This window comes from Paractinoplanes ferrugineus (assembly GCF_016862195.1).
Taxonomy (GTDB): domain Bacteria; phylum Actinomycetota; class Actinomycetes; order Mycobacteriales; family Micromonosporaceae; genus Actinoplanes; species Actinoplanes ferrugineus.
This window is the reverse complement of record NZ_BOMM01000057.1, coordinates 41,434-53,672: the sequence shown is the minus strand read 5'-3', so window position 1 is coordinate 53,672 and position 12,239 is coordinate 41,434. Positions and strand designations below refer to the sequence as shown.

Annotated in this window: 14 protein-coding genes; 7 read left to right on the top strand and 7 right to left on the bottom strand. The window is 72.2% G+C overall.

What is annotated here, in order from left to right; all coding sequences use genetic code 11:
* Positions 1-71 precede the first annotated feature (71 nt).
* Together Afe05nite_RS32480 and Afe05nite_RS32475 are read left to right on the top strand one after the other, a co-directional pair.
* Complete coding sequence (locus Afe05nite_RS32480; RefSeq protein ID WP_203821093.1) at positions 72-554, top strand: hypothetical protein; 483 nt, start codon at positions 72-74, stop codon at positions 552-554.
* A gap of 67 nt (positions 555-621) precedes the next feature.
* Positions 622-2,001, top strand: a complete 1,380-nt coding sequence (locus Afe05nite_RS32475; RefSeq protein WP_203821092.1) for a glycine--tRNA ligase — start codon at positions 622-624, stop codon at positions 1,999-2,001.
* Positions 2,002-2,010: 9 nt separating this feature from the next.
* Here Afe05nite_RS32475 and Afe05nite_RS32470 read toward each other — a convergent pair whose 3' ends face one another.
* Positions 2,011-2,493, bottom strand: a complete 483-nt coding sequence (locus tag Afe05nite_RS32470) for an XdhC family protein (protein WP_203821091.1) — start codon at positions 2,491-2,493, stop codon at positions 2,011-2,013.
* Positions 2,494-2,592: 99 nt separating this feature from the next.
* Between Afe05nite_RS32470 and dusB the strand changes: the two genes are divergently transcribed.
* From dusB to Afe05nite_RS32455, 3 genes are all read left to right on the top strand, one after another.
* On the top strand, positions 2,593-3,744 hold the full coding sequence (gene dusB / locus Afe05nite_RS32465) for a tRNA dihydrouridine synthase DusB (RefSeq protein ID WP_203821090.1): 1,152 nt from the start codon (positions 2,593-2,595) through the stop codon (positions 3,742-3,744).
* A 79-nt stretch (positions 3,745-3,823) separates the two neighbouring features.
* Entirely contained in the window at positions 3,824-4,954 is a 1,131-nt protein-coding gene (locus tag Afe05nite_RS32460) for a DUF2786 domain-containing protein (RefSeq protein ID WP_239118348.1), read from the top strand.
* An 87-nt stretch (positions 4,955-5,041) separates the two neighbouring features.
* Positions 5,042-5,854 carry an MFS transporter gene (locus Afe05nite_RS32455; RefSeq protein WP_275407530.1) on the top strand — a complete coding sequence of 271 codons (813 nt, stop codon included), beginning with the start codon at positions 5,042-5,044 and terminating at the stop codon, positions 5,852-5,854.
* 149 nt (positions 5,855-6,003) lie between these two features.
* On the opposite strand, the gene Afe05nite_RS32450 is transcribed toward Afe05nite_RS32455, so the two are convergent.
* The 5 genes from Afe05nite_RS32450 to Afe05nite_RS32430 are packed head-to-tail and all read right to left on the bottom strand — an operon-like array spanning position 6,004 to position 8,939.
* Positions 6,004-6,375: a hypothetical protein gene (locus Afe05nite_RS32450; RefSeq protein ID WP_203821089.1), complete on the bottom strand. Its 372-nt coding sequence runs from the start codon at positions 6,373-6,375 to the stop codon at positions 6,004-6,006.
* Between the two features lie 60 nt (positions 6,376-6,435).
* Entirely contained in the window at positions 6,436-6,924 is a 489-nt protein-coding gene (locus Afe05nite_RS32445; protein WP_203821088.1) for a roadblock/LC7 domain-containing protein, read from the bottom strand.
* Positions 6,925-6,961: 37 nt separating this feature from the next.
* Positions 6,962-8,011 carry a DUF4388 domain-containing protein gene (locus Afe05nite_RS32440; RefSeq protein WP_203821087.1) on the bottom strand — a complete coding sequence of 350 codons (1,050 nt, stop codon included), beginning with the start codon at positions 8,009-8,011 and terminating at the stop codon, positions 6,962-6,964.
* Between the two features lie 22 nt (positions 8,012-8,033).
* Positions 8,034-8,414, bottom strand: coding sequence for a hypothetical protein (locus Afe05nite_RS32435; protein WP_203821086.1), 381 nt, complete (start codon positions 8,412-8,414; stop codon positions 8,034-8,036).
* Between the two features lie 9 nt (positions 8,415-8,423).
* The gene (locus Afe05nite_RS32430) at positions 8,424-8,939 is read right to left on the bottom strand and encodes a hypothetical protein (protein WP_203821085.1); all 516 of its coding nucleotides are present in this window, start codon (positions 8,937-8,939) and stop codon (positions 8,424-8,426) included.
* Positions 8,940-9,059: 120 nt separating this feature from the next.
* Between Afe05nite_RS32430 and Afe05nite_RS32425 the strand changes: the two genes are divergently transcribed.
* Positions 9,060-9,419 (top strand): VOC family protein, encoded by a 360-nt coding sequence (locus Afe05nite_RS32425; protein WP_203821084.1) that lies wholly within the window; start codon positions 9,060-9,062, stop codon positions 9,417-9,419.
* On the opposite strand, the gene Afe05nite_RS32420 is transcribed toward Afe05nite_RS32425, so the two are convergent.
* Entirely contained in the window at positions 9,413-10,969 is a 1,557-nt protein-coding gene (locus Afe05nite_RS32420) for a methyl-accepting chemotaxis protein (RefSeq protein WP_239118347.1), read from the bottom strand. The two genes, Afe05nite_RS32425 and Afe05nite_RS32420, sit on opposite strands and share 7 nt — an antisense overlap.
* A 44-nt stretch (positions 10,970-11,013) precedes the next feature.
* On the opposite strand from Afe05nite_RS32420, the gene Afe05nite_RS32415 reads away from it, so the two are divergent.
* Positions 11,014-12,231: a deoxyguanosinetriphosphate triphosphohydrolase gene (locus Afe05nite_RS32415; RefSeq protein ID WP_203821083.1), complete on the top strand. Its 1,218-nt coding sequence runs from the start codon at positions 11,014-11,016 to the stop codon at positions 12,229-12,231.
* Positions 12,232-12,239: the final 8 nt, after the last annotated feature.

The window sequence follows — 12,239 nt, the reverse complement described above, 5'->3', positions numbered from 1 at the left end:
ACCGCACCCCGGCGCTGAACCACACCCTGGCGCCGACCACGGATCCGGGTGGGGCGACTAACCTGGGCCACATGATTCCCGCCCCGCCTCAGGGCCCCGGCGTCTATCCCCCGTTCCCGGCCCCGCCGGTCGAGGGCCGGGGCAAACGCATCGGCTGGGGCATCGGCATCGCCGTCGCCGTCGCCGTGCTGGTCTGCGGCGGCGGCACCGCCGCGCTCGTCGGCATCGGCATCTCCGCCACCGGCTCCCTGCAGGAGCACGCCGAGGCCTCGGTCGGCGACTATCTCGGCGCCCTGCGCGACAAGCGCTACGACGAGGCGTACGGGATGTTGTGCGACGACGCGCAGGACGACGAGAGTCCCGCCGAGTTCCGCAGCCGGGTCACCGGTGAGCAGGCCATCACCCGGTGGACGTTCGGCGACCTCGACTTCACGACGCTGACCCTGCCGGTCGATGTCACCTACAGCGGTGGCGACACCGGCGAGCTCGACGCCGTCCTCAAGCAGGACACGGGCGGCACGGGCGGGTTAGAACTGTGCCGGCTCGGGGAGTAATCTCGCTGTTTGTCCTGATAGCCAACCCACCATGTCCCCGCCGACACCCAGCCGGCGTAGGAGGAACATGCCCGCCGACCGTATCGACGCCGTCGTCTCCCTGGCCAAGCGCCGGGGCTTCGTCTTCCCCTCCAGCGAGATCTACGGAGGGACCCGCTCGGCCTGGGACTACGGTCCGCTGGGCGTGGAGCTGAAGGAGAACGTCCGCCGCCAGTGGTGGCGCACGATGGTGCAGCAGCGTGACGACATCGTCGGCCTCGACTCCGCCGTCATCCTGGCCCGCGACGTGTGGGCCGCCTCCGGTCACCTCGACGCGTTCGTCGACCCGCTGACCGAGTGCCAGTCCTGCCACAAGCGGTTCCGCGCCGACCACCTCGAGGAGGCGTGGGAGGCCAAGCACGGCTCGCCGCCGTCCTCGTTGCAGGAGCTGAACTGCCCGAACTGCGGCAACAAGGGCACCTTCACCGAGCCGAAGATGTTCAACGGCCTGATGAAGACCTACCTCGGCCCGACCGAGAGCGCTGACGGGCTGCACTACCTGCGCCCGGAGACGGCCCAGGGCATCTTCGTCAACTACAACAACGTCGCCACCGCGGCCCGCAAGAAGCCGCCGTTCGGCATCGCCCAGGTCGGCAAGAGCTTCCGCAACGAGATCACCCCGGGCAACTTCATCTTCCGTACGCGTGAGTTCGAGCAGATGGAGATGGAGTTCTTCGTCGAGCCCGGCAAGGACGAAGAGTGGCACGAGTACTGGTTGCAGCAGCGCTGGAACTGGTACCGCGAGCTGGGCCTGTCGGAGAGTAACCTGCGCTTCTTCGAGCACCCCAAGGAGAAGCTCTCGCACTACTCGAAGCGCACCGTCGACATCGAGTACCGCTTCCAGTTCGGCGGCACCGAGTTCGCCGAGCTCGAGGGCATCGCCAACCGCACCGACTTCGACCTGACCACGCACTCCAAGCACTCCGGCGTCGACCTGTCGTACTTCGACCAGGAGAAGCAGGAACGCTGGATGCCGTACGTGATCGAGCCGGCCGCCGGCCTGACCCGCGCGGTGCTCGCCTTCCTGCTCGAGGCGTACGACGAGGACGAGGCCCCGAACACCAAGGGTGGCGTCGACAAGCGCACGGTCATGCGGTTCGACCCGCGACTGGCCCCGATCAAGGTCGCGGTGCTGCCGCTGTCGCGCAACCCGGAGCTGTCCCCGAAGGCCCGCGGCCTGGCCGACACGCTGCGCAAGCGGTGGATCGTCGAGTTCGACGACTCGCAGGCGATCGGCCGGCGTTACCGCCGGCAGGACGAGATCGGTACGCCGTTCTGCGTCACCGTCGACTTCGACACCCTGAACGATGACGCCGTGACGGTGCGTGACCGCGACACCATGAAGCAGGAGCGGATCTCCCTCGATCACATCGAGGACTACCTGATCAAGCGCCTGCCCGGCTGCTAGTTCCCCGGGTCAGAATTCGAACCCGCCCGGTCGGCCGTTACGTTCGGCTATCAGCCCGGCCAGGGTCGCCACGGCGATCTCGGCCGGGGTCCGGGCGCCGATGTTGAGGCCGATCGGGCGGTGCACCCGCCCGATCTCCGCCGCCGGCACCCCGAGCTCCCGCAGCATCGCCACGTGCGGCCCCTCGACGGCCGGCTTGCCGAGAATCCCGATCCACCGGGTCCGCGCCGCGAGCGCCTCCTTGAGCACCACCCCGATCTCGGCCCGGTGGTGGTCGCTGAGCACGACATCGGTGCCCTCGTCGAGGTCGGCCGCCGCGAGATCGTGCACCACCTGATCGCCGTGCGGCCGCGGGGTCCCTTGCAGGCGCACCTCGTCCGGCTCCACGAGCACGGCCTTGAACCCGAGCTCGACGGCAAGCCGGAGCATCGCCTCCGCAACCGGCGACTCGAACACGACAACAAGCCGTCGGTGCCCCGCCACGTCTGCCATGCGGCCGACTTTGCCAGACGCCCGGGACCCGCGCCGGGTAGGCGAAGCCGAGCCGGCGCAATTTCCGGCTGCTGCCGGTCGCATGGCATCCTCGGGAGTGTGACTGCGCCGCTCAAGACCGCGAAGCCGCTGACGCTCGGGAACCACACCGTGAACCCGCCCGTCGTGCTGGCGCCGATGGCCGGGATCACCAACGTGGCGTTCCGGCGGCTCTGCCGTGAGCAGGGCGGTGGGGTCTACGTCTGCGAGATGATCACGACTCGGGCGCTTGTCGAGCGGATCCCCAAGACGCTCAAGATGATCTCGTTCGCCGAGGACGAGGGCTTTCGCAGCCTGCAGCTCTACGGCGTCGACCCGCAGGTGACGGCGGCCGCGGTCCGGATGGTCGGCGAGGACGGCCTGGCCGACCACGTGGACCTCAACTTCGGCTGCCCGGTGCCCAAGGTCACCCGCCGCGGCGGCGGTTCGGCGCTGCCGTGGCGCCGGCGTCTGTTCAGCCGCATCGTGTCCCAGGCGGTCGAGGCCGCGCGGCCGTTCGGCATTCCGCTCACCATCAAGATGCGCAAGGGCATCGACGACGACCATCTGACGTACGTCGAAGCCGGCCTCGCCGCCCAGGAAGCGGGAGTGGCCGCCGTCGCCCTGCACGCCCGCACCGCCGAGCAGCGTTATTCCGGCACGGCCGACTGGGACGCGATCGCCACCCTCAAGCAGGCCCTCGACGTGCCGGTGCTCGGCAACGGCGACATCTGGGAGGGCTCGGACGCCCTGCGCATGGTCGACCACACCGGCGTCGACGGCGTCGTGGTGGGCCGTGGCTGCCTGGGCCGTCCGTGGCTGTTCGCCGACCTGGAGGCGGCGTTCACCCAGGGCGCGAGTTACCGCCCGGTCCTGCCCGCTCTGGGCGAGGTCGCGAAGATCATGTCCCGGCACGCCGAGTTGCTGGTCGACGCCCTGGGCGACGAGAAGCACGGCTGTGCCGACTTCCGCAAGCACGTCGCTTGGTACCTGAAGGGTTTCCCGGTCGGCGGGGACCTGCGCCGGCGCCTGGCGATGATCTCGTCCCTGGCCGAGCTGGACGACCTGCTGGCGATGCTCGACCCGGCGACACCGTTCCCGGCCGAGGCCCTGGGCCAGCCGCGTGGCCGGGTGAACGCGCCGGGAAAGGTCTCGCTGCCGTACGGCTGGCTGGACAGCCGGGACGACGACACCGTCCCCGAGGGCGCCGAGACCGACGAGTCCGGCGGCTGACACCGGCCTTTCGTAACCCCCGGCTTTCGTAACACCGGCCTGCCGAAAGCATCGCCGACATCACCGTGACAAGTACGAGGTGGACGCCATCCAGCAGGACAACGCCGGGGTCAAGGCGTCCGAGACGGTGCGGGCGGTGCTTGCCGGCGAGCTGAGCTACGAGGCCGGGCTCGATGCGCTCGCCGGGACGCCGGACGCCGACGCGGTGCTCGTCGCCGCCGTCGACGCCGCCGTCGACCGGCTGTTCCAGGGCGGGTGGCAGCCCGCTGAGCTGCATCGGGTGGTCGCGCGGCGGGGCGAGCCGGGGCAGGCGCAGATCGTCGCCGAGGCGGTGCGGCGGCACCTCACCAGGTTCCGCGAGGTCGACCCGCGGTGGCGCGCCCAGGTGGATGACCTGCCCGCGGCCGGCCGGACCGGGGCGGACCGGACCCGGCCGGACCGCATCGAACTGGACCGGATCAGGCGCCACGACGCCGCGCTCGGGCTCCTGCTGGAGTTGCGCCGGTTGCCGCGCATCGAAACCCTCGTCCCGCCGCCGGGGACGGTCGGCACCGCCCGGTACCAGGGCGCCGACAACCGGATCCTCGACCGGGTGCGGGCCCTGCTCGCGAAGGCCGAGGGCACCGAGTTCCCGGCCGAGGCGGAAGCGTTCTCGGCCAAGGCGCAGGAGCTGATCGCCAAGCACAGCATCGAATCGGTGCTGACCGCCGCACCGGAGTCGGTGCCGCTGGCCCGCCGGGTCGGGGTCGACCACCCGTACGAGAGCGAGAAAGCGGCCCTGCTCGACGCCGTGGCGAGAGCCAATCACTGTCACACCGTCTGGTCGCCGGAGCTCGCCTTCTCCACCGTCTTCGGGTTCGACGCCGACATCGACGCGGTGGAGTTGCTCTACACGTCACTGCTGGTGCAGGCCAACAGGGCGATGGCGCGCGACGAACCGGTGAAGGGCAAGGCCCGCGTCAAAGCGTTCCGGCGCAGTTTCCTGGTCGCCTACGCGCACCGGATCGGCGAACGGCTCGAGCGGACCACCCGGCACGAGATCGAGCGGCACACCGACCTGCTGCCGGTGCTGCGCGGCCGCGACCTGCGGGTGCGGGAGGCGATGGCGCAGTCCTTCCCGCGTACGGTCCGGGCCCGCGGCAGCCGCGTCGACAGCCTGGAGGGCTGGGAGTCCGGGCGGGCCGCCGCCGACGAGGCAAAACTGGGTTGACCGCGGGCGGAGGATGAACTCATGCATCCACCCCGACGTTGATCGCCGCCGCTTCTCTACGCCGTCCGCGCCTGCGCCGACGGAGTTCTGCTCTACCCGGTCTACGCGCTGCTGTTCGCCGACGCGGGCCTGTCCACCGGGGAGATCTCCACGCTGTTCGCGATCTGGTCGGTGGTCTCGTTCGCCTTCGAGGTGCCCTCCGGCGCGCTGGCCGACGCGTGGTCCCGTCGCGGCCTCTACGCGATCGGTGAGCTCCTCACCGCCGCCGGTTACGCGCTGTGGCTGAGCTGGCCGGCGTTCCCCGGCTTCGCGCTCGGCTTCGTGCTGTGCGGGCTCGGCGGCGACGCTGCTCGCGACGCCCGCCTTCGCCGCGGGCGGCTACCGGCTGGTGGGCATCGCATGATCCTGGCCGTCGCGGTGGCCGCGCTACTGCCCGGCTTCAGCGCCCTCGACGAATATCTACCGCTGCTTGCCCGCGAGAAGGGCGCGCCGACCACGGCCGTACCGTTGCTGTTCGCCCTCACCGCCCTCGCGATGGCCGCGGGAAGCGCGCTCGCCGGACGCTACGCCGCGCCGCCGCTGCCGGCCGGGGCGGCCGTCGTCGCGGCCGTCCTTCTCGCCGCCGGCGCGCTCACCGCGAACCTCGCCGGCATGGTCGTCGTCGCCGCCGCTTTCGGCCTGTTGCAGTTCGCGACGCTGCGCGCCGAGACCCGCCTGCAGGAGCAGATCACCGGCGCGGCCCGCACCACCGTCCTGTCGGTGAGCGGGTTCGCCGCCGAGGTCTTCGCGGTCGTCCTGTACGCCTGGTTCGCGCTGCCGATCACGTTGACGACCCTGTTCGCGATCGCCGCGATCCCGTTGCTGGGCACCGCCGCCCTCGAGGTCGCCCGCCGGCGATGACCGGTGCCGCTGGGCGGCCTCGAGGGCGGCGGGTGGGCGGCGGGTGAGCGGCCGGTGGGCGGGGAGGGCAGGACAGCCTGGCCCTCCCCGCCGGGAGCGGGCACGCGCGCCACCGCCACCCCCGGGACCACACCGGACGAGGGTCGCGGTCAGACGTCGAGGTCGTTCTCGATGCGGCGGAGCTGGTGGCGGGCCATGGCCAGGTTGGAGCGGTCGCGGCGCAGGGCCACGTACAGGAACAAGCCCTTGCCGGAGCGGCTCGTGAGCGGGCGGATCATGTGGTACTGGCTGTCCAGGGTGATCAGGATGTCCTCGATCTTCTCGGAGATGTTGAGCATCTCCATCGCCCGCAGCTTCGCGCGCACCACGTCGGTGTTGCCGGCCGCGGCGACCGTCAGGTCGAGTTCCTTGCCGCCGCCGACGGTGCCGAGGGCCATGCCGCTGGTGTGGTCGACGAGGGCGACGCCGACGGCGCCGTCGATCTCCATGATCTCCTTGAGGGCGGTGTCCATGTCGGGCATGGGATGGTTCCTCCGTTGCGGTGGGATGACGGACCGCCGCTTCGCCGGCGGTACCGGGGATCAGCCGGTCGCCTGCCGGCGCCGGGCGTTGTGGGGCAGGGTGGCCATCGGGGTGCGCCGGGCCAGCGGCACCCCCGGGCCGGGCTGCGTGGGAATCTCGGGCCGGGCCTTCGGTTTGGCCTCCACGGTGAGGATCCGCACCAGCCGGCGTACGCACCGGCGGGCCTCCAGGTGGACCATCGCGAGGTTGGCGTCCCCGGACGTGACCAGGGTGAGCAGGGTGTTCGGCCCGGCGGTGTAGGTGGTGATGTAGCCGCGGTCGCACTCGACCACCGACTCGCGCAGGCCGCCGTGGCTCACCGCGTGGGCGAACCGCCGGGCCAGCGCCAGATGAGCGGCGGCCAGCGCGGCGAGGCCGTCCGGCTCGTGCTCGTGGGCGTCGTGCGCGACCACCAGCCCGTCGGTGGTGGCGAGCACACTGCCGGAGAGCTCCGGCAACCGGGAACGCAAACGGTCGAGCTCCTCGAGTACCGCCGGATCCACCGTCATCCTCGGCTCTCTTTCTCGTTAGCAGGGGGTGCGCGCGTCACCGCAAAGCCCTCAGTGCGGTACGAATGCGTTTGAGCAGGACCTCATCGGTGCCGGGGTGGGCCGGCGGGGCTTCCCCGGCGACCTCCTTCGGCAGCTTCGCCCCGGGTTTTCGGCGGGCCAGCCGGGGCGGCCGGTACACCGTGCCGGCGCCGGTGCTGTTGACCGGGCCGGCGCTGCTGTTGTCTTCGGGGCGGGGCCCTCGCACGACCGGGACGGGCGGGACCGACGGGGCGGGCGGGACCGGCGGGACGGACGGGACCGGCGGGGCGGGCGGCGGGTCGCCGGTGGCCGGCGGCGGGCGGCGCACGTCCACCGCCGCGCCCCGGGCCACCGGCAGCCGGACGAACTCGGGCGGCTCCGCCCGTACCTCAGGCAGCTCCAGCAGGCCGGCGGCCGCCAGGCGCCGCAGCTCCGCGATCGTCGCGAAGCCCGCGCGCCCCAGAAGCAACGCCAGGTCGGCGGGGGTGCGCTGGCCGTCCGCGTGTACCAGCAGCTCCCACTGCAGGGCGGTCAGCGTGATCCGTTCGCGCGGCGGCCGGGCCACCGGGGTGACCGCCGCCGTGTCCACCCGCGCGTCCGGGAAGATCGAGTCGAGCATCCGGGTGCGCCGGCGTACCTCCCGGTTGACCGCCGCCGGGTCGATGTGCGCGACCGGCCCCAGCCAGTGCATGGCGCCGTCGAGGAACTCGACGGGCGCCCCGGTGGGGGAGAGCGCGAAGTAGGCGGCGTCGTAGGTCGCGCCGAGCACGCACAGCTCCAGCTCACCCTGGGTGAGATGGCCCTGCTCGACCAGCAGCCGGCCCACCCGGGCGGTGGAGGTGCCCTGGTCGATGGCCGTCTGCCAGGTGCGGCCCGCCAGCCGGCCGGACGCGGTCAGCAGCTCGCCCACGCCCGGGGCGGCCGGCGACTCCGCGTAGATGACCCGGCCCTCGAGGACGTAGACCGCGCCGCCCGGGTGGCCGCCGACCACCAGCGCTCCGGTCTGCCGGTCGGCCGCCACCTGCGTGAGCAGGCGCGCCGGCCCGGCGGTCTTGGTGGCGGTCACGCGGTCTCCCGTCGAAATCGATTCACGTTGCGACCAGGTCGTCGGCGAGTTTCTGCATCCGGCGGCGGGCCACCGCGAGATTCCCCAGTTGCCGGTCCAGCCAGAGGTAGAGGACGAGCCGGCTGTCGAACTCGGTGTGCACCAGCCGGAGCAGGTGATAGCCGCCGGCCGTCGTGATGATCAGGTCTTCCAACAGGTCGTGCGGTACCGCCGAGACCAGCAGCGACCGGCTGGTCGCCGCCTGGACCACATCGGCCGTGCCGGCCGCGGCGGCCTCGTGGTCGGAATTGGGTGCGGCTCCGGTCGTGGCGACCGGGAAGCCGGTGGTGTAGTCGACGATGCTGGCGCCGACCGCGCCGGGAATCGCCATGGCCTCCTGCAGACAGTGATCGACGCCGGGCACTCTTTCCCCTCAGCGCTGCGTTGCCCCCTCCGAACGGCGGCGACCCGGGGAAAGCCCCGCGCCGTCACCGTGGGCCATCCTGCGGCGACCGTGCGGCGAGGAGTCGCACCCGGTGTGCGTCATGGTCAGGCCACGCCGGTTACGCAGGCCGGACAGGCCGAAATCGCCGAGCCAGTGCCGTTCGCCGGCGACCAGCCGCACCGGCCCGTGACCCGACCGCAGGATCTCGGCGACCGCGTCGGCGACCGCGGCGGCCACCCGGGACTCCAACTCGTTGCGCCCGATCAGCCCGTCCCGCAGCAGGACCCGCGCGGTGCGCCGGGCGGCCGCCGACGACCAGGCCCGGTGACTCAACCGGCCGGACGCGACGAGCCGCTCCCCGAGGCCGGGCGTGGCCGGCGTCTCGGCGTACGAGATCCGGCCGCCGGCCAGATGCAGCACGCCGCCGGGTGTACCCCCGATGTGCAGTGCTCCGGTCCATCCGGCCGCACCCAGCTCGCTCAGCAGAAGCCGTAGTCGTTCCACATCTCGGATCGTCGGGCGCATCGAACGGCTTCGTCGCACGGCCGGTCCGGCGTACGGGAGTCGGTCCCTCGACAGTGGGCGCGTAACATGATCGTCACTTTTCGATAAGGAGGGGGCCACATGCCGGTCCGCTGGGAACAGATCGTCGTGGACGCCGAAGATCCGCACCGGCTGGCCCGCTGGTGGGCCGAGGCCCTCGGATACACGATCGTGCACGAGGCCCCGGACGAGGTGGAGATCCGCCGCACCCCGGCGGAACTGCCCGGCCTGCTGTTCGGCACCTCGGCCGACCCCCGGACGGTGAAGAACCGCCTGCACCTCGACCTGCGCCCGGACGACCAGGAGATGGAGGTCGAGCGGCTGGTCAACATGGGCGCCCGGCTCGCCGACATCGGTCAGGGCGACGACGTCCCGTGGGTGGTGCTGGCCGACCCCGAGGGCAACGAGTTCTGCGTCCTGAGCGGGAAAGGGCCTCAGTAGCGGAAGCGCGCCATCAGCGTGCGGATCTCCCCGGCCGCGGCGCTGACCACCTCGGCCGAGGTACGCGTGGTGTTCGCCCCCTCCGCCGTGGCCTCGGTCGACCGGGTGATGTTGGTGACCGTCCCGCTGATCTCCCCGGCCGCCGCCGACACCTCCCCGACGTTGCGCGACATCAGCTCGGTGGTCGCCGACTGCTGCTCCACCGCCGCCGCGATCGTCCGCTGACCGTCGTCGATCTGCCCGATCACGTCGGTGATCGAGGCGATCGCGGCCGCCGTGCCCCCGGTCATCTCCTGCATCGCCGAGATCTTGGCGGTGATGTCGGCGGTGGCCTGCGCGGTCTCCTGCGCCAGGTCCTTCACCTCGGTCGCCACCACGGCGAACCCCTTGCCGGCGGCGCCCGCGCGGGCCGCCTCGATCGTCGCGTTCAGGGCCAGCAGGTTGGTCTGCTCGGCGATGTTGGTGATCAGCCGCACGATGTCGCCGACCTCGCGGCTGGCGTCGCTGAGCCGGTTGACCGCCTCCGCCGTCCGGGCCGCGTCCCGGGTCGCCGCGGTCGTCGTCTCGGTGGCCTGCGCGGTCTGCCGGGCGATCTCCCGGATGGACGCGGCCAGCTCGTCGGTCGCGGTCATCATGTCGCTGACCGCCGTCGCGACGTGCCGCGCCGAGTTGTCCGCGCGGCGGGCCTGCGCCGAGGTCTGTTCGGCCGAGGCGTCGAGGTCCCCGGCCAGGGTCCGCAGGTCGCCGCTCGCCGAGCTCAGCGTGCCGACGCTCGACGCCGTCGCGGCCACCGTCTCCCGCAGCGAGGTCATCGCGCCGTTCAGTGCCCCCGCCATCTCGCCCAGTTCGTCGCCCCGCAGCACCGGCACCCGGACGGTCAGGTCGCAGCCGGCCACCGCCCGCAGCCCGCTCAGCATCTCGCGCAGCGGCCCGCGGATCGCCCGCACCGTCCGCCCCCCGGCCAGTGCCGTGAGCAGCGCGCCGGCGAGGCCGGCCAGCCCGATGACCAGGTCGCTCCGGCGCGACGAGGCCACACCCTGGTCGCTGGCCGTCCGCACGGCCCGCATCATGCCGTCGTCGAGGGCGCCGAGCTGCTCCTCCAGCTCCGCGTAGATCTTCAGGTAGCCGGGCAGCTGAGCGGCCGACCGGGAGTCCACGAGCGAGACCGCCGTATCCGCATATATCACGACTCGCGGGCGGACCCGTGCGTAGTCGGCGGCCAGCACCGCCGGGGCCTCGACGGCCGCCGCGTCGAAGTTCGCCAGGATCGCCCGGCGGTGCTCCGCAGCCGCTGCCGGGTCCGCCGTCGCCGCCGAGTAGAGCGCCGCCATCACGTCCGCCCGCAACGCGTCGTGCATCATGTCGGCGTTCCACTGCCGGCTCATGCCGTCCGACACGCGCGCGATGTCGCGGCTCGCGTCGGCCTGCACGTGCGAGCTGTAGATCGCGAACGCCACCACGAGCGCCACCGACGCCAGACCCGCCGCGCCCATCAGCAGCAGCCGGGTAACGATGGTCAGACCACGACGGCCGGGCGAAACGGACTCCACGGCTACTACATCGGCAACCGGCACCAGCCGCTTAGGCTGGGATCATGACGGCGTCCGACGCCCAGAGATGGTGCACCGAGCCGGCCAAGGACAGCGGCTACGGCAGAACCCCGTACCAGCGCGACCGGGCCCGCGTCCTGCACTCGGCGGGCTTCCGCCGGCTGGCCGCCAAGACCCAGGTGCACACGGCCGGGTCCGACGACTTCCTGCGTACGCGACTGACCCACTCCCTCGAGGTCGCCCAGATCTCCCGGGAGATGGGCGCGCGACTCGGGTGCGACCCGGACGTCGTCGACGTCGCCGGCCTGGCCCACGACCTCGGCCACCCGCCGTTCGGGCACAACGGCGAGACCGCCCTCGACGAGGTCGCCCAGGCCTGCGGCGGGTTCGAGGGCAACGCGCAGACCCTGCGGGTGCTGACCCGGCTCGAGGCCAAGGTCCCCGGCGCCGGCCTCAACCTGACCCGCGCCTCCCTAGACGCCTGCGCCAAGTACCCGTGGCCGCGCCGGAGCGGATACCGCAAGTTCGGCGTGTACGGCGACGACCGGCCGGTCTTCGACTGGATGCACCCGCCCGCCGAGCTCGGCGAGCGGCGCTGCCTCGAGGCCCAGGTGATGGACTGGGCCGACGACGTCGCCTATTCGGTGCACGACGTCGAGGACGGGGTGCACGGCGGCTACCTGAACCTGCGGCCGCTGCTCGAGGACCCGGCCGAACGGGCCGCCCTGTGCGCCGACGCCGCCGCCGTCTATTCCGACGAACCGGCCGACACCCTCGCCGGCACCCTCGACCGGCTGCTCGCCGACCCGGTCGTCGCCGAGGTCGCCGGTCACGACGGCACCTACACCGCCCAGATCGCACTCAAACGGATGACGAGCATCCTCACCGGCCGCTTCGTGGCCTCCGCCGTCGGCGCCACGCAGAGCCGGTACGGCACCGATCCGGTCCGCCGGTACGAGGCCGACCTGATCGTCCCGAGAACCGTCCGTAACCAGTGCGCGCTGCTCAAGGCGATGGCGTTGCGCTACGTGATGCGCACCAGGGCGGCGGAGAGCTGGTACGAGCAGCAGCGCACGATCCTCGCCGAGCTGGTCGACGCGCTCAGGCGTACACCGGAACGGCTCGATGTGGTCTTCGGGCCCCTGCACGCGGCCGCCGGGAGTGACGCCGCCGCACTCAGAGTGGTGATCGACCAGGTCGCGTCGCTCACCGACCACGCCGCCGTCGAGTGGCACCGGACCCTGGTGGCAGCCCGCTCCTGACGCGAGGC